Here is a 22,739-nt window from a genome sequence, read left to right on the forward strand (position 1 = left end):
GCTACTACGGAGTCAAGCGTACTACGAATGAAAATCAGTGAGGCTGCCGACGCCAGCGGATGCCACTTGGAGACGATTCGCTATTACGAGCGGATCGGGTTGCTGCCGCGCCCGGGGCGCACGGGCAACGGCTACCGGGTCTATGGCCCGGCCGACATCGAGCGGCTGCGCTTCATTGCGCGTGGCCGGGACCTGGGCTTCAGCCTGGAGGAGGTCCGCAGCCTGCTGCAGCTGGCCGGCGATGAGGAGCTTTCGTGCGGGGACGTGGACCGGTTGGCCCGCAGCCATCTGGCCGACGTGCGCGCCCGCATGGCCGACCTGCAGCGCATGGCCAGCGAGCTGGAACGGGTGATTGCCAGTTGCCATGGCGGGCAGCGGGCGGAATGCACCATCCTGTCGACGCTGCGCCAGACGACCTCGGTGGAGGCCACGCGCCAGTGACCGAACTGGACCGCTACCTCGATGCGGCCACGCGCCAGAACACGGTGCGCAGCTATGCGTCGGCGCTGCGGCACTTCGAGGTTGAATGGCAAGGCCACCTCCCAGCGACACCTGACAGCGTGGCCCGGTACCTGGCCGCTTATGCGCAGACCTTGGCGACCAGTACCCTCCGCCAACGTCTGGCGGCCATCGCCTCTTGGCACCGCGACCACGGCTTTGTCGACCCGACCCGATCGCCGCTGGTGCGCAAGGTGCTCAAAGGCATCCAGACCCTGCACCCGGGCCAGGTCAAGCAAGCCGCGCCGCTCCAGATTCGGCGGCTGGTCGAGCTCGATGACTGGCTGGCCGCGGCGATCGCTGCGGCACATGCCCGGGGCGATGGGCCGGCGGCGCTGCGCCATCAACGAGACCGAGCGCTGGTGCTGCTCGGGTTCTGGCGGGGATTCCGTGGCGATGAACTGCTGCGTCTGGACGTGGCCCATCTCACGCTGGTGCCGGGACAGGGGATGACCTGCTTCTTGCCACGCAGCAAGGGTGATCGCCAAGCAGCCGGCGTCACCTACAAGGTGCCGGCGCTGTCGCGGTTATGTCCGGTGGAGGCGACCCAGGCGTGGCTGCAGGCGGCCGACCTGCAAGAAGGGCCGGTGTTTCGGGCAGTCAACCAATGGGGCCAGGTGAGCGCCGAAGGCCTGCATCCCAACAGCTTGGTGCGCCTGCTGCGCGAGTTGCTGACCAGTGCAGGCTTTGCCGATGCGGGGCTCCACAGCAGCCATTCGTTGCGCCGCGGCTTTGCCAGCTGGGCCAACGACCAAGGCTGGGACATGAAGGCCTTGATGGAGTACGTGGGCTGGCGCGATGTGCAGTCGGCCATGCGTTACCTGGACGGGCGTGACCCGTTTGCCCGGGACCGCATTGAAGCAAGCCTGCCCAGTCCAACCGTGCCGGTACCGGCGATGGCACTGCCGGCGCCGGAGGGCAAATCGGCCCTGCAGCTGCGCCTGCGCATGGTGCTGACCCCGTTTGCCCGCACGGGCCGCGGCGCGGCCAAGGCCCGAGGCCGAATTGAAGAGATCTGCTTGGCCCCGTTCCAGGCTGTGCGCCTGAACACCGCCAGCAGCGAGTACCAGTTGACTGCTCCCACCGATCCCGAAAGGGATCTGGATGAAATCCTGGCCACGTTGCTCGATGACATGCACCGCATGGCCGATACGCACCAGTGCTTCCTGGAAGCGTCGCTCAGTACAGACGACGGCCGGCACTGGGACTGATCCCCCTCACACCCTCCGGATCCAATGGCTACCCTTCACGAGACCGCCTACCCGCGACTGAAGCCTGATCCCACCGCCAAGGAACTGGAGGAGATCTATACCCCGACCGCCGCTGAGATTGCATTCGCCAAGCAGCTGACCACCCAGCCGGGTCCGCAGCTGGCGGTACTGATTCATCTCAAGCTCTTCCAACGCTTGGGCTACTTCACGCTGTTGGCCGACGTACCCGAGCGGATCCGGAAGCACATCGCCAAGGCCGCCCGACTCGGGCGCGTATTGGACACCGACCAGCTCGAACGCTACGACGCTTCCGGCAGCCAGCGCCGGCATATGCCGCAGCTTCGGCAATTCATCGGGGTACGTCCCCTGGATAAATCGGGCTTGGCTTGGCTGGACACAGTGGCCACCGGAGCAGCCCAGACCAAGCACACCATCCCGGACATCGTGAACGTCCTGCTCGAAGAGCTGGTGCACCATCGCTACGAACTGCCCGGTTTCCGCACTCTGGAGCTGGCCGCCATCGGCGCCCGTGAGCGGGTCAATCTGGGCTACTACCGCAGCATCAGCCACGCGCTGACGCCTGCCACGCGCACGCTCATCGACGAACTGCTGCGCGCACCGGAAGGGTCCAGGTTCACCGGCTGGCAATCACTCAAGCGCGAGCCCGGCCGGCCCACCAACAAGGAAGTTCGGTTCTACCTGCAGCACATCCGCATGCTGCAGCAGTTGGCCGACCAGCTGCCTCCCATCGATGTGCCGGTGCCCAAGCTCAAGCAGTTCCGTGCAATGGCTCGGGCCTATGACGCCAGCGAGCTGGCCGAACTGGCTCCGGACAAGCGCTATGCGCTGGCCACCATCTTCATTCGCGCCCAGCATGCCAAGACACTGGATGATGCAGCCGAGTTGTTCATCAAGCAGGTGCGCGGGCTGGAGAACACGGCCCAGCAGAAATTGCTGGCCTACCAGCTCGAACATGCCAAACGGGCCGACTTCCTCATCGGCCAGCTCAAGGAAATCCTGCAGGCCTATCAGCTAGACGGCAGCGATAGTCAGCGCGTGGATGCCATCGACAACAGCCTGGAAGCGGAAGTGTCGACCTTGCTGGCCGAATGCGAAGAACATATGGCCTACGCCGGGAAGAACTACCTGCCTTTCATGCTGCAGCCCTATGGCGCGGTCAGGCCGCTGCTGTTCAATGGGCTGGAGCTGATGAAACTTCGGGCGACCAGCCACGACGCCGGCATGGAGCCGCTGATCGCAGCGGTGCTCTCGCTGCGCAACCAGCGCCGTGAGCTGATCGAGGTCGCCTCCCTCGGTTTGGACCCGGAAAAGGACTTTGACTGGATGTCCAAGCTCTGGTGTCAGCACGTGTTCGGCAAGCGGGCCAGTGCAGCCGGCGCCGGCTGGATGCACCGTAAGTACTTCGAGCTGGCCGTGCTGGTGCAGGTCAAGGACGAACTGAAGTCCGGAGATCTCTTCATTCCCAGCAGCGAACGGTTTGATGACTACCGTGAGCAGCTGGTCGATGAAGCCACCTTGGCCCAGGAACTGGAAGCCTACGGCCAGGTGTCAGGCCTGCCCACCGACGCCGAGTCTTTCGTGGCGGGATTACGTGCACAACTGACCTCCCTGGCCGATGAGGTCGACGCGCGTTTCCCGGAGAACGTACATGCGGACATCCTGGATGGGCGCCTGGTGCTGCGGAAGGGGCAACGCGCCGAAGTCTCCAGCGCGATTACCACGGTGGATCGCCTCATCGCCGAACGGCTTCCAGAATCCAGCATCGTCGATGTCCTGATCGATGCCAGCCAATGGCTGGATCTGCACCGTTTCTTCCGCCCGATCGCCGGCACCGAGAGCCAGGTCGAAGATCTGCCCCGACGTGTGATCACCACGCTATTCTGCTATGGCTGCAACCTGGGGCCGACGCAGACGGCGCGGTCGATCAAGGGCTTCAGCCGGCGCCAAGTCGCTTGGCTCAACCTGAAATACGTGACCGAGGATGTGCTTGAGAAGGCCATCGTGGAGGTCATCAATACCTACAACAGATTCGACCTGCCTGGCTATTGGGGCAGCGGCAAGAGCGCATCAGCTGATGGCACGAAGTGGAGCGTCTACGAGGACAACCTGCTGTCGGAGTATCACATCCGCTACGGCGGCTACGGTGGCATCGGCTACTGCCACGTGTCCGACAAATACGTAGCGCCGTTCAGCCACTTCATTCCCTGTGGCGTGCACGAGGGCATCTACATCCTCGACGGTCTGTTGGCCAACACTTCCGACATCCAGCCTGAGATCGTCCATGGCGACACGCAGGCCCAAAGCTATCCGGTCTTCGGCCTGGCCCACATGCTGGGCATCCAGCTGATGCCCCGGATCCGGAACATCAAGGACCTGACATTCTTTCGGCCCGAACCGGGTAGGGCTTATAAGAACATCCAGGCACTGTTCGGGGACAGCATCGACTGGCAACTGATCGCCACCCATCTCCACGACATGCTGCGGGTGGTGATCTCAATCCGATTGGGCAAGATCACCGCGTCCTCGATCCTGCGCCGGCTGGGCACCTACAGCCGGAAGAACAAGCTGTACTTCGCCTTCCGGGAACTTGGCAAGGCCGTTCGAACGCTGTTCTTGCTGCGCTACATTGATGACAATGAGATCCGCAAAACGATCCATGCTGCCACCAACAAGAGCGAGGAATACAATGGCTTCGTGAAATGGGTGTTCTTTGGCAGCCAGGGGATCATTGCTGAGAACGTCCAACACGAGCAGCGCAAGATCATCAAGTACAGCCAGCTGGTGGCCAACATGATCATCCTCCACAACGTGGAAGGCATGAGCCGGACCTTGGCCGAGATGAGGAAGGAGGGGATTGAACTGACGCCCGAGATCCTGGCCGGCCTGTCGCCTTATCGGACCAGCCACATCAATCGCTTCGGCGACTACCACCTGGATCTTGAAAGGGAAGTGGCGCCGCTGAGCTACACAGCCAAGGTGCTTGAACAGACCCCATAGATGGGGAGAACCTGATCGAGAGACGAGCAATCAACTTTGAAATTCAGTCGCTTAGGCAGCTTTTGGCCCTGTACGTAATGATTCCCTGCCGACCCTCTTCCTCACCAACTTCATCTTGCGCCCTCACGGGTCTCGCGTTATGAATTGCCATCGGACCCCGTACTTGGTGCTCGGCACCGAGCCCTTTCTCTCCAACTACCGCTTCGGTGACCCGAAGAACCCAATCGGACTTGATGAGCTTGCGTTCGACCTGGATAACGAAGATGTCGTAGTCCACCGTAAATTCAAGAATGGCGGCGCCCAGCGCCTCGACGGCGCCCTTGCCAAGGCCGCTAAGCAAAAGGTCGCGGCGCTAGCGATGAAAGGTGCCTACACGTACGGATCTGGGCGCGTCTGGGCTCTGGTCCTCCTTAAGAAAGAGCCTCAGATCACCAAGGCGCTCGCCCGAAGGTTTCCTCACATCCTGGTGGATGAGGCTCAAGACATCGGACCGTTTGAAGGTGCATTGCTCGAGAGACTGAGTAGTGCGGGAAGCGTCGTCTCTCTCGTTGGCGATTTTCATCAGAGCATCTACGGATTTAACTTCGCATCAGGTGAGTATCTCCGCGAGTTTACTGGCAGGACGGATGTCCTCAGGCTACCGATCACGCAGAACCGTCGTTCGGTGGAATCCATAGTAAAGGCTGCAGATTTGCTCGCTGGGACGCGTTCGAGCCATTTTCGGACACCACCCGCGCGACTGAGCGGGGCGTACTTCTGGCGTTACGACCTGAAGACTCTCCCGGAGTTTATGTCGTCGTGCGTGTCGGCCATGAATGCTGCTGGCTACGGCATCGGCGACGCTGCCATCCTATGCCGCGGCAGTAGCATGCTTACAAAACTTTCGACTGAAACAGCCAAGATTGGCCGGTCGGCGGTCAAGCACTTTGCGGCCGCAGCCATTGAGCGTGAGCAAGCCACTGACATCTCGACGGTTTTTGACCACTGCGCAAAAGGCGTGCATGCCATTGTGGCAGGCCTCCCAGATAGCTTCATTTCCGATCTCAAGAACATGCGCGGCGGCGCCGATGTGAAGGCGATGCGTCGTCTCATATGGTCTCTCATTAGGACGCCCGCAACTGGCATTCCCCTTGCAACGCTCGCAGCCAGAACGTCCTGGCTGACCAGCCTGAAGGCAAACCTAAATGAGTGGCTGACGCTGGTTGAGCTGAAGACCGCATTCAAGCGTGAACTGACTTGGAACAGTCGGGTGACTGCCGCGGAACTTCCCAAGTCGGGGCCGCTCATCGGCGTTGACATTGACCAACACGATTGGCTGGCCCTCCGACGTGGGACGGTTCACTCTGCGAAGGGTGAAGGCATCCCAGCAGTCATATACCTGACCAACAAGGGTGACTTGGACGCACTTGTGGGGGGCACTGGCGATGAGGAGGGCCGCATCGGCTTCGTGGCAGTTACACGAGGTCGTGATTTGCTCGTGGTTGCCATTCCCTCGGGAACGTCCGATGAGACCGTCGAGAAGCTGAAAGCGTGCGGTTTTACGGAGTCAGAGCCAGCGCAACTAGCAGCTGCAGCCACTGCATTGGCCGAGTCGGCGGTCCTCGACGCTGCTATGGCCGTTGCCTGATCAGAGCTGCGCTCCTGCTCGGTATGAAACCAAGCGCGCGAGAGACGGGGTGCTCAGCGGCCAACGAAAGTCTGCTCTGGGTCGGAGCTCAATCGCCCTACCCCCGATAAATCTTTCTTTCCCGGCACGCTTTCGGCCTTGAGTTCAACCGATTGAATTTCGGTACTACAATTTTTCGCACGTCACCAGTCAACCAACAACCCAAAGAATAAAAATCGTTATGGACATATTCGAAACCCACAAAGGACTTGGAAATAGGAAGCTCCATGACAAGTTCCTTCTGCTGAAAAATGAAATCCTCCTCGGTAGAGAGAGGCAGGTACTTCAAGAATGGGCTGACGGATTCGAAGATCGCGACAACAAGATGCGTATCGAATTCCAAACCACATTCCACTCGACCCTCTGGGAACTCTATCTATTCCAGGCACTTAAGAGCCTAAATTTGAAAGTGGACTGGACAAAAAATCGCCCGGACTTCGTTGTAACCGAACCCTGCGAATTTTACGTGGAAGCTGTTGTTTCAGAAATCAAAAAGGATGGGCGCGCGGAGTCCAGCCGGAACCTCGATGACATTTATAGCATGGTGACGGCACCATGGGAGGATCCCGATCACGATGAAATTATGCGGGAGGCCATCACCAGATATTCGAACTCTATAAGCACAAAAAAGAGAAAGTACATCAATGAGTACTCGGGCCTGGATTGGGTTAAGCCAGGCGCACCATATGTAATTGCGATTTCCTCCTACGCGCAAGTCAGGTATGGGAAAGAGTACCACTACCCAATGCTGGCGCTTCTCTATGGAATGTACTTTGACAGCGAAATAAAGACTTACCGGGAGCGGGGTGAAATCGTAAAGCCAGGGACCGATTCGAGCATCCCGATCAGAATATTTGACGATGAAGATATGCGCTGCGTGTCAGCCGTAGTTTTTTCCTGCACTGTGACACTAGGCAAATTGACGTCGCTGGCAATTTCAAAGAACGATATCGCGCACCCAACAAACTCAGTGTTCCTGGTAAGAGAGGATAATGAGCATCCGAAGTTTAAAATCCAGATAGTCTCTGCTGATAGTCCAGAGGACCACTTTGATGGCTTGTTTGTATTTCATAACCCAAACGCCACCAACCCTCTCCCGCTGAGTCTTTTCGAGGGGACCTCCGCAATTCAGGTCACGCACGATGGACGCGGAGTAGCATTCCAAGGTGGCAATTTACCTCTCGTGGCGAGGCTCAATATGTCAAAACTGGTTGCTCCGGAAGCAGTCATGCAGCTTCTCATGAAGGAAGCATTCGAAAGCTTCAATAGATAGGGACAGGAGACCTATGGCCAAGGCCGCGCGATTGGTACGTGACGTCAGGAGTGGGCGCTTTCGGTCGGTGGCCAATCGCCGCGGGGTCAATCGCCATTAGGGGACGTCCGCTCACATCCCACTTGGAAGCGATCCGACCAAAATCGGCCAAATTTAATGATGTGGATGCCGCACTTCCTGCCTAGCGCGGAGGTTCAGGCGATCTTATTCTGCTGAAAGTGCGCATTCTTTCTTGTCTTGGTCGTTACGTCGATCGGCTGAATCCAAGATCGGACGCTGCCCTCCCCTACTCGCGATAAATCAATTCTAACCCTTTCCCTTCCGATAACGCTCCGACGTCCCACCTCTTCCGTCGCCCTTGGGGTGATCGCGTCGGTCCGGCCCTGGCGCCCAAGGCCCTGGACGTGGGCGCGATCGTGCAGTGGCGAGCGGTGCAAGCGGAACTTCTGGGGATTTTTGTGGGCACGGCCTGCGCTCGGGTTTCATCAACGAGGGCGGGCGGCAAGGGATTGCCCTGCCCGCACGACCGAGCATCGCTCGGTCGTGCGGGCGCTCGGATATTTCCAGGCTGGCGAAGCAGCCCATAATCCGACGGCGCCTCCTCTGGAGCGTGAGCTGTGACGTGGGCGAGTTCATAAAAGGACTGGGGCGCTGCGGCGCTTAGGTGTGAGATGTTAGTCTTGGTCTTCGACAAGACACGGCTCATCCACTGAATCGATACTCATCTCCTCGATGACGTCCTCAAGATCATCTTCTGGCGTGTACCTGTCAGAAACCTTGATGCGTAGCATTCCAGTCACCCACAGTTCGGCCTCCTCGTCCGCTTCAACTACATAGTCGTTGTGGTAGCGGTAGCTGCCCCCGCGGCTCTCGATCTCGTGCACGTCCCACTTGGGTACGAAGTAGTTGATGTTGAAGATCCCTTCCGCACCGAAGGGCACAACAAAGACCAAGTCGCCGTGATAAGTGGCGCCGCCCCAATCAAACTCGATGTCGTACAGACTGCCAAACATATAGATGTAGGCCTCGCGATCATCACCGGGAATGCTGCGTGAACTGAACCGGGTGCCTGCCAATTGCTCCCCGCCGTGGTCGGAAACAAATTCGGTGAGCAAATTCGGCACGATGGCAGTAAAGTCTTTCAGACGCTGCAGTAGATTGGCGGCATTGTTCGCCGCCTCTTGCTGAGCAATGATGGCTTGGACCTCAGCTGAGGCAATGAATCCATTCAGATCTGGGTAGTGAGTAACGTTCGCGATGTTGACAACAGCCTTCGTCAGCTTCTTATCCTTGCATACGACGACGACAGGACCATCCGCCGCAACCTTGAGGATGTCCTGGTAGATCATGGCGTCTGGAATGTCCTCGCGATTCTTCGCCAACTGGAAAGGCGGACCCGCAGTGAAGTAGTTCTCCATTGCTGCCGCAGCATGCACGCCATCAAACGCGAGGTCGTGCACGGCATGATCGTGCCGCCAGGCATCAAAGTGCACACGGTGGGATTGAACGATTTCTTGCTTTCGCGCTTTGAACTTTGCGATCAGAGCATCGAGCTCCGTACGGAGATCAGCAGGAATGGGGCCGCCGACCGTCCTTTTGCTGAACTTCTCGAAGCCCGCCATGATTTCGGCGGCATTTGTATCAAGCTGCGTCTCAAATTCGCGCTTCACGATATAGGGCAGCATCACCTCGACGTGTCCGTTCTGACACAAACCCCCGAGGGTCTTGAAATCCTGCCCTAGCCGGAACTTATCACTGCTGTAGACATTGGTATCGAGCACAACTTTGAGTGGCACGGGAGCGACTTCCGAATGTAGGCGGCCTATAATAATACGAAGCCTTGGGGCGTACTACCCGGCGGGGCCCCTGACGCGACCCGATCAGCCTGCCGCGCGTTGTGCACGCCAAGATTTAGCGCGCGTCGATCGGGCAATCCACGCAAGGCAGCTCCGGTTGTCTGCGACTATTCCAATTGCGAGAGAAGAATATGAGCCTGCGTTTCAATGCGGAAATCGCTGGGGCAATCGTCCAGGCAGATTGCCGCGGCGCTCCCGACGAAGAAATGCGTAACCTCTACATTCAGAGAAATGTGTTTGAGGTAGGCTTGGATACCCCTGTGTATCGCATCATAGAGCTTCAGTATTTTCGTGAGGATCTAAGCGAAAAGCGCCTTACCTACACCAGAATCGACAAGTCAAACTGGGGTGATTCCTCGGAAAATCCACTGCTCGATCGAACGTTCACGGATGTCGCCGGTGACGTACTAACGCTCAATGGGGTGGTCGCCAGAGCCTATGGGTCATGCTGGTCATCCACTGCACTCGACACGCAAGCGGAATGGGCAATTTTCTCCCGTCGCAAGCCTTCCGTGCGTGTGCAGTCAACGCCACGAAAACTGCTGGACGCGGCGATGAGCAGAGGCAACAGGTTCTATATGCTGCAACACTGCATCGGCAAGATGCAGTACGCGACGGATGCCGAGATTGAGGCGTACTTTTCCGACCCAAACTGGGAGAAACATCTCGACAGCCTTGGACAAGGAATTGCGGCCTCCTTCCTTCGTCTAGACAAGAATCTTTCGAGCGAAGATGAGGTCAGACTGATCTACAACCATTCAAGCGAAGCTTGGTCAACGGCCAATGTTCGTCTGGTGGATCGTTTTGCAAAGGTTCCATTCAACTGGGCAGTCGCCGTTGACGATGTTGTGGTAGGTCCCTTCGCGCCCGATGGCGAAGAAGCAAAGATTCGTAGCGAGCTGCCGGGTTTCGATATCAATTGCACGGTGTCGAGCAGCCGGATCCGAACTTGCATCGGCTAAGATCACAGCAGTCGGCGCAGAAGGAAAAAGCACGTTACCAGTCGTCCAGCAAGTCCATGGGCTCATCCACCCAGAAGCCATCGTGGACATGGAAATCCTGGCCGATGCGACTGGGCTGCGTGATGCCGAACAGCTGCTGGTGAAACTGAGTTGGGAGTTGTAGTGCTGGGCCCTACCCCCGATTAATCTTCCTAATCCCCTGCCCTTGTGGGATGCCGCTTCCGGCCAGGGGCGGCCGTTCAACGGCTAATTCAAGCCGCGCCGCGAAGCGGCGTCAGCTTGAATGAGATTGGTAGGCATCATCTTGCCTGGGACTTCAGGGCTCCGACGAGCTCTTTGATAGGCTCACCAAATCCGAGGAGCTCCAGCAGGCTGTCCAAAAGCACCTCTAGCAATTCTGTAAATTTTTCCATGGCGCGACGCTTTCCACCCAAGGCGCGGACTGCAAGATACCGCAGCAGATCAAGTTTGTATCTCAGCTGTTCGCCCCAAAGCCCGACCTGGATCAGCGCCTCTTCACGGGTTTCACGCAGGGCGCCGATGAAACGCTCAAGAGGATTTGTCTCTTGGAATTCCATCCATGCGTTAGCTGCTTGGGTTCTGACAAATCTGAACGGTCGTATCGTCAGCCAGTCGGCCCGAGGGGAAAACTGATGGTCGTTGTGCGAATCTCCGACCCAGTAATAGATGCTCTCCATCAGATCAATGAGAGACTCGCGATCTTCTCGAAATGTCATGTGACCTCCTTGTTATGTCTAACAACTGAGTCAAGTCGCGCCGGGAAGCGGTATCTGCCTGGACGAACTGTCGATATTGCTCGATGCTTAGTAACAGCTCGGAAGCCTTTGCTGCCAGCTCCAACTACTATCTGTCTGCTTCTTCTTGCGTGATGCTGAAATCCAGAAGATGTTTCGCTTGGTTGCGCAAATTGCTCAGCTGCTCGATCAGCGCAGCGCTGCCCTGTGCGAGTTTACCCAAACAAGCCAGCTCATCCAAGAAGAGAGATGGATTTGCGCGCGGCACGCTAGCGCCTGGGACGAAGCCGGATTTGGCCGCGGCCTCTTCTACCAATACCCACGCCTCAAGAAGTGTTGGCTCAAGGCGCGACGTAAGTTCTGAGGCTCCCGCCCCCGTTTTCACGGACACTTACAAGAAGCCCGAACTAGGCCATGAGGAGTGTTCATGTCAAAGCGTAGGAAGTTCAGTGCCGAGTTCAAGAGTGGTGCGGTTGAGCAGGCAAGCCAGCCCGGTGTCAGTTGTGCCCAGGTGACGCGGGAGCTGGGACTTCGGGACACCCTGCTGACCCGCTGGAAGCGGGAAGCACAGAACCCGGGAGCTGCAGCTTTCGGCGGCAGCGGGACGCCACGGGACGAGGAGCTGGCTCACCTTAAGCGTGAGTTGCGGTCGGTTAGAAGGAGCGGAGTTTTTGCGAGAAGCGGCGACGCTCTTTCCAAAGGAATCATGAGGTACCAGGTGACCGAACGTTGCCGCGATGAGTTTCCGATTCGGCGGAATGGTCTCGATCAACAGTCCTGGCGCGCTCTTAACGGCCATAACACCTTTTGAATTTTGCTCCACTGCCGCACGGACACAGCCGTCCCTACCCTCGATAAACATCCCTTATCGCTACTCCCCGTACTGAAGTGCACTGCCACTTTCAGCTTGGCGCTCGCCGAGATCCAGCCCTATGGGGCTGCCGAAACAGGAATCACACTCTTTCGCAGAATCTCCAACCTCCCAACATCGCCAACAGGCACAAGCACTGTAGCCTTCCGCGCCGGGTCCCACAGTGCATAGCTGTCACCAAGACGACCAATCAGGCTTAGGTCGCCCTGCACCTTTCCATCAACAGTCACAGCCGTCACGTGCTTGCCGCCGCCATAGGAAATCTTCTCGGCACGCTGGGAGCCAAGCATGCTTGAAGCTATCGAGACGTAGACCAGCATCACCAAGGCGTAGATCAGCCATGGGGAATCTTTCACTGCGGTGGGCACCACCGGCGAAAGATGCACGATCAACGCACAGATGACCGTCAGAAGAATCCCTATCAGAAGAGGCCACGTGTTCGACCACCAAAGCAGCAGCCCTAGGGCAGTGAAGAAAAGCACTGGAAACAGCCATGCGAACAGCTTGCTTTTGGAGCTGCCGCTCGTGACCTTCATTTCCACCCAGCCGCCTAACAGCGAGGCCAGCAGTATGAGAAATAACACCATGCCCATCCCTGCAAGCCCTGCCAGCGCAAGCTCGCTCACCGCAACAAACTGAAATGGGTCCAGGCCGAAGTGGCCCCAATACGCCTTCAGATAGAAGGCTCCTTGAATCAAACCGAACGTGACAAGTGCCGAACCCCATCCGGCAACATCAGCCATCGTCAGTGTCTTTTTCGTACGCTCCATGTATCCCCTTCCATCAAGGCAACCCCGCCACATAGTGGCATGCAGCGCTCCGCCCTGCAGAACTCACCCCATTAACGTGACGCGTCACGCCCAATCACCCCGCCCATTGGCGCCCCACCCCTCCCCCACTATAGTTCCACCCCTCACAAGGACGAGGCGGTACAAATGCCCTATATCGGAATCGGACTCCACGTACTGGCGGCCATCTACTTCGCGGTGCACGCCATCCGCTCGGGCCAGAGCCTCTACTGGCTCATCCTGCTCTTCTCGTTCCCGCTGCTCGGCAGCGTCGTCTACTTCCTGGCGATCTACCTCCCGGAAGCCCGTCACTCGCGCGGCGCCCGGCAGGTCGTCCGTTCTGCCAAGCAGCTCATGGACCCGGGCCAGGACCTGCGCAACGCCCGCGCCGAGCTGGCGCGCACGCCCACCGTGCAGAATCGGGTTCGCCTGGGCATGACGCTACTGGATGCTGGCCAGGCAGAGGAAGCCAGAACCCTGCTTGAGCAGGCGGCAAGCTCGCCACTGGGCGACGATCCCTACATCCTTACCGGCCTAGCCCGTGCCCGCCTCGAATCCGGGCACGCCGCGCTTGCAGTCGAAGCGCTCGACGGCCTGTTCGCCCGCCATCCGGATGTGCGCCGCAAGCCAGAACAGACCCTGCTCTATGCGCAGGCATTGGCAGCCACCCAGTCGCCCGACGCCCGCGCCGCGTTCGAGCGTGCTGTGGAGTGCGGAAACGATGCGGCCGCCCGCTGCCTGTACGCCGAGTGGCTGATGGCACAGCCGCAGCCCGCCGACCGTGAGCAGGCCCGTAGCCTGTTCGCCAGCATCATTGACGATGCCCAGCACTGGTCGCGCCACGCGCGCAGCCACAATGCCGCATGGCTGGAGCGGACCAAGGCCGCGTTGAAGGGCTACTGACGCCTGGCGGCCTTTGGCAATCCTGTCGCATCCGCCTCGCTCACGGCTCCACCGGGCGGATGCCGACACTTGTCAGGCTTGCACCGCCGACATCGACAACAGCCTTGCGGCGCAAGGCTCCGGCCTCATTGAGCCGTATGCAAAGATTCTGAAAATGTTGAATGTGGTGACGGCATCGGCCTTACTGCATTGGCATCGCGCACAGCCGGGCGTATTTCTCTCCGTGCCACCGAATACAGGTGGCCGGGATTCGAAACCCCGGTAGTTCGCTGAAGTAAACGCTTGCCAGCCGGCATCACCCTGTGTGGTGCCGGCTGGCAATCCGTCGGCCGGCTATGGCGGGCGGTGCGTGGAGGCCTTGTGCCTGCCGGTTTAGCGAACACCGGGTTTCGAACCTCGCACCGTCCGCCACCTTTATCGGTGGCGGCTTCTGCATGCACGCAAGGAGCCCAGCCATGACCCAGCCCCACTCCCCTGCCCCGCATCCGATCCACGACGCGCTCGCCAACGGTCCCGCGCTGGATCCGAACACGCTCATCGCCCTGCTGCACAGCATCGGCTCGGGTGCCGCCTCCGATGGCCTGCCCTGGCCAGAGCGCCACCAAATGCCGGGCCGACGCATCGCCCTGGCGGACACCGATTGCTCGCTAGCCGGCCTTCGCGTGGTGCTGGAAATCCTGTTGGCCGCGCAGCGCGCCCGCGAAAACGGAGAGTTGGAGCAATACGTCGGCCCGCGCGTCATGGAAGGCCTGATCATGGCCGGGCTGGGCCTCGTGGCGCACGCCAGCACACGGGTACGCCCGGACGGCTGAGTGACGCGGCATCGCTGGGCGGCCACCGCGCTCTGTCTCGTCGCGGTGGTTGCGGCACAGGCGCAGTGGCCGGCGCCACCGGTGCCTTCGCCTGTCGGGTTCCAAAGCATCAACGACGATCGATTCTCACAACTACGCCGCCAGGCGATCCAGTTCGTGGAGTCTCGGCCACGACAGGGCTTCCAGTTCGTCGAGCGGCATCGAGATGCCGAGTTCCAGGTTCATTGCCGAGGTATACCGGTACTGTGGTTGGAAAGGCGCTCGCAATATTTGCTGTTGCAGGTCTCGCTGGACGCGGAGCAGCGGGCGCCCGCCGTTCTGCAGCTTCGTGCGTTGCTTCAATGGCAGCTGCAGCCGTTGGGCCATTTGGAGCAGGTACTGGCAGGCGTGCCGGAACCTGTTCTGTTGGATCGGGTGCTGCAGATGTTCGCGGGCGAGGTGCATGAGGGGGTGCGATGTGGCATGCCGTAGTCGAGCCTGGCTCGACTCTAGAGAGCCGCGGCTACGAGGGTTCAGGGCTAGTCACCTGCGCGACGGGCATTGGTCCAGTGATCACGCGACTCACCGCTCGGCATCGATCCAGCCCGCAAGGCGCGCACGCGCGAGATCTTCTGGCGTGTCGATGTCCAGGCCCAGCTCCGGCGCTTGAAGGGCATGCACGGCGTCGATGGGAAGCTGCCTCAAGCGCGCTCCGAAGCCGCGGTCAGCGGTTGCACCCGCAGCGTTGAACCATGCACGCGGCACTACGGCAGGAATGCCAAGCGCGTTTCCGTGACAAGTGCCCGCGCACCCGGATGCCGAGGCGCGGGCACCCGAAAGCAACGCATGCAGATGGGCGTGCTCGATCGCGGGCTGGTCGCATGCCACGACCATCACGGCGGCCACCGCGGGCAGCAGGTGTGTGCCTGCAACCTGCAGGCTGCTGGCCAGGCCGCTTTCCCAGTGGTGGTTGGTTACCGGGGTGGCATCCAGCCCGGCAATGCTGGATGTCACGGCCTGTGCGCTCCCGCCCACCACCACCAACACCTGCGATGGCGCGAGCTCCAAGGCCAACCGCACTACGCGATGTACAAGGGTCTCGCCCTGCCGGGTCAGAAGCTGCTTGGGCTGGCCAAGCCGGGTGCTCCCGCCCGCCGCAAGCACGACGACCGCATGCGCTGCCGTCACCTGCCGGCGGTGCTTCGCCATTGCTGCAGCTGCGCGGCAATGCTGAGCGAGATTGCCTCCGGTCCCCGCCCGCCGATGTTCAGGCCGATGGGCGATCGAAGTCTGGAAGACAGGCGGTGGCGCTGATCCGGTGTCAGCAGCTTGAACAGGTCCTCGCGCCTTCGCCGGGGGCCCAGCAGCCCAATGAAGGCAACCTCGGTATCGGCCAGGGCCACCAGCGCCTCGCGGTCCAGCTCGAAGTCGTGGTGCATCACCAGCACCGCGTCGCACGGGTCGGCATGGAGGGCCTCGGCCGGGCTCACCTGGAGCTGTGCATCCGCGCCCTGCCCCGCTGAGGACCAGCGCGCTCGTCGTTCGGCTACGCTGACCCGCCATCCCAGTCCCCGCAGCAACGGAACCAGGAAGGGCGTTTCGGGACCGCCGCCCAACACCAGGGCCCGTGGAAGCCGGGGCAAGGGCAAACGCCACGCTGCTTCTCCAAAGGGCTGCGCCCCGTCCATCGGGTTCAGCTGCCATGCCTGCTCGCGATGGCCGGTGCGGAAAACGATCTGCCCCGATGCGCGAAGCTCGCGCTGGAGTGACACGCCCTCGCGGAGCCATGCCTCGATCACGGCGTCGACGCCGGTCATGGCACGCAATGGCAGAAGCGCAATCCGAAGCCGGCCGCGGCACCCGAGCGCGGACCCACTCAACAGGTCGTCGTCACTGCGGGTGTCGATCTCGATCCAGTCGACCTGCCCTGCCGCGCTCACCTGCTCCGCGCGTCGCGCGAGCTCGGGCTCCAGGCATCCGCCGCTCAGCCAGCCGACCTGGCTGCCGTTGCAGAACAGCACCATGTCGCCGGCACCGGCGTAGGTGGAGCCATCGGTTTCCAGCACCAGCGCGAGCACGGCCTGCTCGCCCGCGCGCACGCGCGTCAAGGCCGTCTCGAGCACGCCGCGCGGGTTGCCTTCGGCGAGGAAGCCCGGCGCTGCGGACAGGTGCCCGGCAGCATCCCTGGGGTCCACTCCCTCTTCCGCAGAGGCCTCCAGGGCGGGTGAGGCCACGGGTCGGTCCATGCGCAAGGGTCAGCCCACATCGGGCAAGCCGGGCAACAGCTTGTCCAGGGTGATGGGATAGTTGCGCACGCGCACACCGGTGGCGTTGTAGACCGCATTGGCGATCGCGGCGCCGACCCCACAGATGCCCAGCTCACCCACGCCCTTGGCTTTCATCGGCGAGATCACCGGATCCAGCGTGTCGAGGAAGACCACTTCCTGGTACGGAATGTCGGCGTGCACGGGAACCTCGTAGCCCGCAAGGTCGTGGTTGATGAACAAGCCAAGCCGCTTGTCGACCACCAGTTCCTCCATCAGGGTCGCGCCCGCACCCATCACCATCCCGCCGATGACCTGACTGCGTGCGGACAGCGGATTGAGGATCCGGCCGCCATCGCATACGGCAAGCATCCTGCGGATGCGCGTCTCTCCGGTGTAGGCATGCACGGCGACCTCGCAGAAATGCGCTGCATAGGTGCCGACGTCGTACCCCTGCTTGAACTTGCCGAAGGCAATGCCGTCCTCTGCCGAAAGTGTGCCTGCTTCGGCCAGGTCGATGGTCCGCCCACCCGCTTGGATGTGGCCATTGGCGAAGTTTGCGGTGTCGCCGTCGAAGCCCAGTTTCTCGCCCACCTTGCGGCGCAGGCTGACGCACGCCGCGTACACGCCTGCGGTGGAGCTTGCCGCGCCCCACTGGCCGCCGGAACCGGCGGAGGCCGGATGGCGGGAGTCGCCGAGGGTGACCTGGACCCGGTCCAGCGGCACGCCCATGGTCTCGGCCGCCGTCTGCGCGATGATGGTGTAGGAGCCGGTGCCGATGTCGGTCATGTCGGTTTCCACGATCACCCCACCCTGGCCGTCAAGCCGGACCCGCGCCGCCGACTTCATCGTCGGTGCACCGCGATAGCCCGCGGATACGCCCATGCCGACCAGCCAGTGCCCGTCCCGTACCTGCGCCGGCTTGGCGCTGCGCTTGTTCCAGTTGAAGCGTTCCGCGCCCTCGCGCAGGCAGCGCACCAGGTTGCGGTCGGAGAACTTCTTGGACGGATCGCCGGGCACGACCTCGGGCTCGTTGAGGATGCGGAACGCGATCGGGTCGAGGCCCAGCTTCTCGGCCATTTCGTCCATCGCCACTTCCAGCGCCATGTGGCCCGGTGCTTCGCCCGGCGCGCGCATCGCATTGCCTTCGGGCATGTCGAGCGTGGCGATGTAGTTGGCGACCAGGCGGTTGGCGCCTGCATAGAGCTTGGGCGTCTGCAGGGTGCCGTTCTCGCCGTCCTCGCCGTTGATGTTGCCCGACCAGTTCTCATGGGCGATGGCGGAGATACGGCCGTCTTTCGCGCAACCGATCCGGACGCGTTGGATGGTCGCGTGCCGGTGCGTGGTGTTGTTGGGCATCAACGGGCGTTGCAGCGCGATCTTCACCGGCCGCCCGACCTGCTTGGCCGCCAGCGCGGCCAGCACTGCATCGGCGCGGATGAATAGCTTGCCGCCGAAGCCGCCGCCGATATAGGGCGAGTCCACGCGCACCTTGCCAGCATCGATACCGAGGATCGCGGCCATGCCCTGCCTGGCCCAGTCGATCATCTGGTTCGAGGTCCACAGCGTGAGCGTGTCGCCCTCCCAGGCGGCGATGGTGGCGTGCGGCTCCATCATCGAATGACTTTCGTCGGAGGTGTGGTACGTCTCGTCGAGCTTGAGCGCGGCGCCTGCATAGGCGCTGTCGAAATCGCCCAGCGCCTGCCGGTCGGGCTTGCCGTCGCGCCCCTTTGCCAGCGGCGCGGACGGCGCCAGCGCCGGGAAATCGAAGCGCCCCTTGCCGCGCTCATAGCGGGTGCGGATCAACGCCGCAGCGGCGCGGGCCTGCTCGAAGGTCTCGGCCACCACGCAGGCGATGGCCTGGTGGTAATGGGCGACCTCGGACCCGCCGAACAGCGGCGCGTTGTTCCAGTTCGATTTGCCGACTGGCTTGGTTTCCGGTGCGGTGATGACCGCCAGCACGCCGGGAGCGGCACGTGCGCGGGAGGCATCCATCGAAATGATGCGCCCCTTGCCGATGCCCGCGCCGACGATGTAGCCGTAGACCTGGTTCGGCGCCACGTCATGGCGCTCGTAGGCATAGGGGGCGGTGCCGGTGGTCTTGCGGGGGCCGTCGATGCGTGGCGTCGACTTGCCGACCACCTTGGCCTTGTCGAACAGGTTGTCACCGGCGGGGGCGTTGAATTCAAGGGCCATCAGCGCTCTCCTTCGGCCAGCACGGCGGCGAGGGTGCGCTCGGCGAGCGCGATCTTGAACGCGTTCTCCCGCGTTGGACGGGCACCGGCGAACACCTGTTGGGTCGCGGCCTTCACGCCGTCGCGCAGCAGGGGTTCGGCTGCCTCGATGCGCCACGGCTTCGGCGCGACCCCACCGAAGGCGAACCGCGCCGAGCCGTCACGCTGCACGACCGCGGCGACCGACACCAGTGCGAACGCATAGGACGCGCGGTCACGTACCTTGTGGTACACGTGCCGGCCGCCCAGCGGTTCCGGCAGCGTGACGTGGGTGATCAGCTCACCGCGCTGCAGCACATTGTCCTGCTGTGGCTTGTCGCCCGGGGAACGATGGAAATCGGCAATCGGGATGCTGCGCGTGCTGCCGTCACCCTTGACGGTCTGGACCGTGGCGTCCAGCACCCGCAGGGCCACCGCCATGTCGCCCGGATAGGTCGCGATGCAGCTGTCCGAGGTACCGATCACGCCCATCTGCCGGGAAAACCCTTCGAGCGCGCCGCAGCCTGATCCGGGCAGGCGCTTGTTGCAGGGCAGATGGGGGTCGTAGAAGTACGGACAGCGGGTGCGCTGCAGCAGGTTGCCGCCGGTGGTGGCCTTGTTGCGCAGCTGCCCGGACGCGCCTGCCACGATCGCGCGGGTCAACACCGCATAGTCGCGGCGCACGCGCTCATGCGAGGCCAGCGCGGTATTGCTGACCAGCGCGCCGATGCGCAGGCCGCCGTCGTCGGTGGGTTCGATCCTGTCCAGGCCGATGTCCTGCACGTCGACCAGGTGCGCGGGCGTCTCGACCTCCAGCTTCATCAGGTCGAGCAGATTGGTTCCTCCCGCCAGGAACTTCGCGCCCTCGGTGCCGGCGACGGCCCTGGCGGCCTCGGCCGGGGATTTCGCGCGTTCGTAACTGAAGGCCCTCATGAGCGCCTCCCTGCAGAGGTCACGCCAGCGACCTCTTCCATCGCCTCGGCAATGTTGGAATAGGCCCCGCAGCGGCAGAGGTTGCCGCTCATGCGTTCGCGCATTTCCATGTTGGTGGCCCGGGGCCGTGCGCTGACGTCCGCCTGCACATGGCTGGGGACACCCCGCTTGATCTCATCCAGCACCGCCACCGCCGAGCAGATCTGCCCCGGCGTGCAGTACCCGCACTGGTAGCCGTCATGCTTGATGAAGGCGGCCTGCATCGGATGCAGGTCATCAGGGGTTCCGAGGCCTTCGATGGTGGTGATGGCATCGCCCTGGTGCTGCACTGCCAGGCTGAGGCAGGCATTGATGCGCTCACCGTTGACCAGCACGGTACAGGCCCCGCATTGACCGTGGTCGCAGCCCTTCTTGGTCCCGGTCAGCTTCAGATGTTCGCGCAGGGCGTCGAGCAGCGTGGTCCGCGTGTCGAGCTCAAGCTCCCGGCGCGCGCCGTTGACGGTCAACGCCACCGTGCTGATGACCGGCGGCCTGGGCGGCGGGGACGCCGCCAGTTCGGCGGCGAGCGATGACGCCCCCGGTGCGGCGGACATCGCCACGGTCGTGGCGCCGCCGGCGATCACCTGGCGACGCGTCAACTTCATTCCTTCGTCCCAACTTGGCACAGTGACCTCCTGGCGTTCGGGGAAACCCCGTGGCTGGATGGACGCGCTCAGACTACCCAAGGGGCACTATGCCCGGCTGGGTAGTACAGATCTGTGAAGCCTGTCCAGGGTGTGCCGGCATCGTCGGCCGAGCCTACTGGCCGCTCATCTTCAACGCCGCCTCTGGCAAACGTGCGCCTGGTGGACAGCGTATTGATGCCCAGGTAAAGCCGCCCAGATAGGCCCACGGCGCGCCGTGGGCTGGTCTGCGGAACTGCGCCATGCGGCGCTCGGATACGGTGCCGCGTCAGAGGGGTACCCCAGATTGGGATCGAACGGGCCGAGCATCCAGCCGAGGCTCTTGAGGTAGTCACGTGCGAGAAAGTACAGGAAGACAAACATCCCCGTGAGTACGCTCGCCAGCAGCAGGTACCCGCCGTTGTGCATGCGCCACTGCCCGGCGATGCCTCGCCAGTCTGACCATCGGGATACCGCAGGCACCGGCGCGGCCAGCCATCGGGCAAGATCCTGGCGGCACATGCGAAGGCTGAGCATGGCTGAATAGGGTTCTGACACGGTGATCCTTCCTCCGGTCTGCGTCTGCAGATGGGCTTGTAGCAGACAACCTGCATCACGCCAACAGACGGTCCGAGGTCACCGCTGCGGCGGGATGACGCTGCCGGCAATCGTGACGAAGACCGGGTTGGAGTAGAACCACAGATCCTGCCACGGGTCTTCGCCGGGCGCGTCCGCCAGTGCATCGACCGCACCGGTGCTGTTGCCCCGCACCCGCACGAAGCCGCCGCGCGGCGGTGCCGGCAGTGACCCGCGCGCCACGATCCAGTCACCCTCCCGCACCCAGGTTGCCGCGTCGAAGCCGCGCCGTTGCATCTGCAGCCTGCCCTCCCCGTCCCTGCCGCCGATGATCAGCTCGATGCGCTTCAGCGCCGGGTGCTGCCCGTTCGCGTTGGCGCCGGCCGGCTGCCGTACCCGCACCTCCACCTGCATCGTCTGCGCTGGCCGCAGCACCAGCGTATCGCCCATTCCGCCGCTGGAGTCGCCAGCGGTCACGCGCAATTCCAAGGCATCGATCAGGTCACCGGTGACGGTGAACATGCGCCCCTTGCGCAGCGCATCCAGGATGTCTTCCGCATCCGGGCGCGCCCAGGCATAGGTCTTGCTGTACTCACCCGGGTCGTAGTCGCGCCCACCGTCGCGCAGGTTCACATGCGAGTCGGAGTTGGCGGTGATCCAGAAGCGGATGCCATCGGCCAGCATCTGGTCCCACACACCTCCCACCTGCGCGGTCATCTGGTCATAGCCGCCTACGGTTGGGGCGGCCGCGTTGCGGTACAGCCCGCGTTCGCTGCGGATCGCCTGGTGCCCGGGCGCACCCTCCATGCCTACCAGCACATTGGGTGCGGCCGCATGCCAGCCGCGCAGCTCGCCCGGGGTCACCTCGCCCCACTGCCCCATCGCCGTCGCGGTGCGCGAGGGATGGTTGATGAACATCAGCGGTGCCGGGCGCAGGCCCCCCAGGTAGGCCAGTGCGGCCTGCATCTGCTGTTCGCTGTCGCGGCTATCGTGCAGCGGTTCGCTGCGGCTGAAATCCCGCTCGGCGGTGACCAGTTGGTCCCGTTCCTGCGGGCCCGGCGCGATGATCAGGGAGGCGTGCTCGCCCGCGGGCACGTCGAATTCCATGCCATTGAACTGGATCACCTCGGGAACGTCGGTGCGTGCTTGCAGCAGCGCGGGATACGCCTGGTCGCGGGTGACCGCGGAGTGGCCGGGGCCACCGTGGTCGGTGTGGACCATCCAGCGCAGGCCGAACGCTCTGGCCTGGGCGGCGTTGCGGCTGCGGCTGTAGGGCGAGTCACCACCGCGGACCGGTGTGGGCGGCGTGGTGCTGCGGTCCCAGTCCACGCTCCATTCGCTGTGCACGTGGTGGTCGCCGGCCAGCCATTGGCGGCCGGCATCGGCCGCTGTCGTGGCCGTGGCCGAAAATGCCGGGGCCGCTGCGGCGAGCAGCGCCAGCATCAGAGGGGTCTTCATGAGTCTTTTCCTGAGAAAGCGCACGGACGACGCACGGACCC

General features: G+C 62.2%; 20 protein-coding genes and 1 pseudogene. 10 read left to right on the forward strand and 11 right to left on the reverse strand.

From position 1 onward, the window contains the following. Nucleotides 1–27: 27 nt before the first annotated feature. From ACYKG1_RS10835 to ACYKG1_RS10855, 5 genes are all read left to right on the forward strand, one after another. A complete protein-coding gene (locus ACYKG1_RS10835; protein WP_012480230.1) occupies nucleotides 28–441 on the forward strand; it encodes a MerR family transcriptional regulator in 414 nt (137 codons plus the stop codon). Then, nucleotides 438–1,709: a site-specific integrase gene (locus ACYKG1_RS10840; protein ID WP_005413373.1), complete on the forward strand. Its 1,272-nt coding sequence runs from the start codon at nucleotides 438–440 to the stop codon at nucleotides 1,707–1,709. Before ACYKG1_RS10835 ends, ACYKG1_RS10840 begins: the two co-directional genes overlap by 4 nt. Nucleotides 1,710–1,733: 24 nt before the next feature. Then, nucleotides 1,734–4,727 (forward strand): Tn3 family transposase, encoded by a 2,994-nt coding sequence (locus ACYKG1_RS10845; protein ID WP_043033507.1) that lies wholly within the window; start codon nucleotides 1,734–1,736, stop codon nucleotides 4,725–4,727. Between the two features lie 166 nt (nucleotides 4,728–4,893). Next, nucleotides 4,894–6,354, forward strand: coding sequence for a UvrD-helicase domain-containing protein (locus ACYKG1_RS10850; RefSeq protein WP_478472734.1), 1,461 nt, complete (start codon nucleotides 4,894–4,896; stop codon nucleotides 6,352–6,354). Between the two features lie 220 nt (nucleotides 6,355–6,574). Then, nucleotides 6,575–7,666 (forward strand): hypothetical protein, encoded by a 1,092-nt coding sequence (locus tag ACYKG1_RS10855; RefSeq protein WP_478472657.1) that lies wholly within the window; start codon nucleotides 6,575–6,577, stop codon nucleotides 7,664–7,666. 674 nt (nucleotides 7,667–8,340) lie between these two features. Here ACYKG1_RS10855 and ACYKG1_RS10860 read toward each other — a convergent pair. Next, on the reverse strand, nucleotides 8,341–9,462 hold the full coding sequence (locus ACYKG1_RS10860; RefSeq protein WP_478472658.1) for a PIN domain-containing protein: 1,122 nt from the start codon (nucleotides 9,460–9,462) through the stop codon (nucleotides 8,341–8,343). 191 nt (nucleotides 9,463–9,653) lie between these two features. Here ACYKG1_RS10860 and ACYKG1_RS10865 point away from each other — a divergent pair, with 191 nt between their 5' ends. Continuing rightward, complete coding sequence (locus tag ACYKG1_RS10865) at nucleotides 9,654–10,484, forward strand: hypothetical protein (protein WP_478472660.1); 831 nt, start codon at nucleotides 9,654–9,656, stop codon at nucleotides 10,482–10,484. 299 nt (nucleotides 10,485–10,783) lie between these two features. Here the strand turns inward: ACYKG1_RS10865 and ACYKG1_RS10870 are convergent, their stop codons facing one another. Further along, entirely contained in the window at nucleotides 10,784–11,221 is a 438-nt protein-coding gene (locus tag ACYKG1_RS10870) for a hypothetical protein (protein WP_478472662.1), read from the reverse strand. 127 nt (nucleotides 11,222–11,348) lie between these two features. Continuing rightward, on the reverse strand, nucleotides 11,349–11,630 hold the full coding sequence (locus ACYKG1_RS10875; RefSeq protein WP_478472664.1) for a hypothetical protein: 282 nt from the start codon (nucleotides 11,628–11,630) through the stop codon (nucleotides 11,349–11,351). 36 nt (nucleotides 11,631–11,666) lie between these two features. Between ACYKG1_RS10875 and ACYKG1_RS10880 the strand changes: the two are divergent. Next, nucleotides 11,667–11,993 (forward strand): annotated as a pseudogene (locus tag ACYKG1_RS10880) (transposase); the annotation flags it as partial. A 34-nt stretch (nucleotides 11,994–12,027) separates the two neighbouring features. Here ACYKG1_RS10880 and ACYKG1_RS10885 read toward each other — a convergent pair. Together ACYKG1_RS10885 and ACYKG1_RS10890 are read right to left on the reverse strand one after the other, a co-directional pair. Beyond that, the gene (locus tag ACYKG1_RS10885; RefSeq protein ID WP_088100322.1) at nucleotides 12,028–12,078 is read right to left on the reverse strand and encodes an SEC-C metal-binding domain-containing protein; all 51 of its coding nucleotides are present in this window, start codon (nucleotides 12,076–12,078) and stop codon (nucleotides 12,028–12,030) included. A 91-nt stretch (nucleotides 12,079–12,169) separates the two neighbouring features. Further along, nucleotides 12,170–12,880 (reverse strand): hypothetical protein, encoded by a 711-nt coding sequence (locus tag ACYKG1_RS10890; protein ID WP_478472666.1) that lies wholly within the window; start codon nucleotides 12,878–12,880, stop codon nucleotides 12,170–12,172. Nucleotides 12,881–13,045: 165 nt separating this feature from the next. Between ACYKG1_RS10890 and ACYKG1_RS10895 the strand changes: the two genes are divergently transcribed. The 3 genes from ACYKG1_RS10895 (at nucleotide 13,046) to ACYKG1_RS10905 (ending at nucleotide 15,084) form a co-directional block, all read left to right on the forward strand. Further along, nucleotides 13,046–13,801 carry a tetratricopeptide repeat protein gene (locus ACYKG1_RS10895; RefSeq protein ID WP_478472667.1) on the forward strand — a complete coding sequence of 252 codons (756 nt, stop codon included), beginning with the start codon at nucleotides 13,046–13,048 and terminating at the stop codon, nucleotides 13,799–13,801. 455 nt (nucleotides 13,802–14,256) lie between these two features. After that, complete coding sequence (locus ACYKG1_RS10900) at nucleotides 14,257–14,613, forward strand: hypothetical protein (protein WP_478472668.1); 357 nt, start codon at nucleotides 14,257–14,259, stop codon at nucleotides 14,611–14,613. Next, entirely contained in the window at nucleotides 14,614–15,084 is a 471-nt protein-coding gene (locus ACYKG1_RS10905) for a hypothetical protein (RefSeq protein WP_478472670.1), read from the forward strand. It abuts the gene before it with no gap. Nucleotides 15,085–15,174: 90 nt separating this feature from the next. Here ACYKG1_RS10905 and ACYKG1_RS10910 read toward each other — a convergent pair whose 3' ends face one another. The 6 genes from ACYKG1_RS10910 to ACYKG1_RS10935 form a co-directional block, all read right to left on the reverse strand. Beyond that, nucleotides 15,175–15,801, reverse strand: a complete 627-nt coding sequence (locus ACYKG1_RS10910; protein ID WP_478472672.1) for a nucleotidyltransferase family protein — start codon at nucleotides 15,799–15,801, stop codon at nucleotides 15,175–15,177. Continuing rightward, entirely contained in the window at nucleotides 15,777–16,838 is a 1,062-nt protein-coding gene (locus ACYKG1_RS10915; protein ID WP_478472674.1) for an XdhC family protein, read from the reverse strand. Before ACYKG1_RS10915 ends, ACYKG1_RS10910 begins: the two co-directional genes overlap by 25 nt. A gap of 9 nt (nucleotides 16,839–16,847) precedes the next feature. Continuing rightward, nucleotides 16,848–19,052: an aldehyde oxidoreductase molybdenum-binding subunit PaoC gene (gene paoC / locus ACYKG1_RS10920; protein WP_478472675.1), complete on the reverse strand. Its 2,205-nt coding sequence runs from the start codon at nucleotides 19,050–19,052 to the stop codon at nucleotides 16,848–16,850. Then, complete coding sequence (locus ACYKG1_RS10925) at nucleotides 19,052–20,002, reverse strand: FAD binding domain-containing protein (protein WP_478472677.1); 951 nt, start codon at nucleotides 20,000–20,002, stop codon at nucleotides 19,052–19,054. Before ACYKG1_RS10925 ends, paoC begins: the two co-directional genes overlap by 1 nt. Next, nucleotides 19,999–20,646, reverse strand: coding sequence for an aldehyde dehydrogenase iron-sulfur subunit PaoA (gene paoA / locus ACYKG1_RS10930; RefSeq protein ID WP_106468041.1), 648 nt, complete (start codon nucleotides 20,644–20,646; stop codon nucleotides 19,999–20,001). Before paoA ends, ACYKG1_RS10925 begins: the two co-directional genes overlap by 4 nt. A 654-nt stretch (nucleotides 20,647–21,300) precedes the next feature. Beyond that, on the reverse strand, nucleotides 21,301–22,698 hold the full coding sequence (locus ACYKG1_RS10935; protein ID WP_478472679.1) for a CehA/McbA family metallohydrolase domain-containing protein: 1,398 nt from the start codon (nucleotides 22,696–22,698) through the stop codon (nucleotides 21,301–21,303). Between the last annotated feature and the right edge of the window lie 41 nt (nucleotides 22,699–22,739).

Source organism: Stenotrophomonas sp. 85239_Sma (assembly GCF_056481725.1).

Bases quoted from the DNA above. Each gene is read 5' to 3' on its own strand.
- ACYKG1_RS10835 (WP_012480230.1), top strand. From the start codon at position 28: ATGAAAATCAGTGAGGCTGCCGACGCCAGCGGATGCCACTTGGAGACG.
- ACYKG1_RS10845 (WP_043033507.1), top strand. From the start codon at position 1,734: ATGGCTACCCTTCACGAGACCGCCTACCCGCGACTGAAGCCTGATCCC.
- ACYKG1_RS10855 (WP_478472657.1), top strand. From the start codon at position 6,575: ATGGACATATTCGAAACCCACAAAGGACTTGGAAATAGGAAGCTCCAT.
- ACYKG1_RS10865 (WP_478472660.1), top strand. From the start codon at position 9,654: ATGAGCCTGCGTTTCAATGCGGAAATCGCTGGGGCAATCGTCCAGGCA.
- ACYKG1_RS10870 (WP_478472662.1), bottom strand. From the start codon at position 11,221: ATGACATTTCGAGAAGATCGCGAGTCTCTCATTGATCTGATGGAGAGC.
- ACYKG1_RS10890 (WP_478472666.1), bottom strand. From the start codon at position 12,880: ATGGAGCGTACGAAAAAGACACTGACGATGGCTGATGTTGCCGGATGG.
- ACYKG1_RS10895 (WP_478472667.1), top strand. From the start codon at position 13,046: ATGCCCTATATCGGAATCGGACTCCACGTACTGGCGGCCATCTACTTC.
- ACYKG1_RS10900 (WP_478472668.1), top strand. From the start codon at position 14,257: ATGACCCAGCCCCACTCCCCTGCCCCGCATCCGATCCACGACGCGCTC.
- ACYKG1_RS10910 (WP_478472672.1), bottom strand. From the start codon at position 15,801: ATGGCGAAGCACCGCCGGCAGGTGACGGCAGCGCATGCGGTCGTCGTG.
- ACYKG1_RS10915 (WP_478472674.1), bottom strand. From the start codon at position 16,838: ATGGACCGACCCGTGGCCTCACCCGCCCTGGAGGCCTCTGCGGAAGAG.
- paoC (WP_478472675.1), bottom strand. From the start codon at position 19,052: ATGGCCCTTGAATTCAACGCCCCCGCCGGTGACAACCTGTTCGACAAG.
- ACYKG1_RS10925 (WP_478472677.1), bottom strand. From the start codon at position 20,002: ATGAGGGCCTTCAGTTACGAACGCGCGAAATCCCCGGCCGAGGCCGCC.
- paoA (WP_106468041.1), bottom strand. From the start codon at position 20,646: ATGAAGTTGACGCGTCGCCAGGTGATCGCCGGCGGCGCCACGACCGTG.
- ACYKG1_RS10935 (WP_478472679.1), bottom strand. From the start codon at position 22,698: ATGAAGACCCCTCTGATGCTGGCGCTGCTCGCCGCAGCGGCCCCGGCA.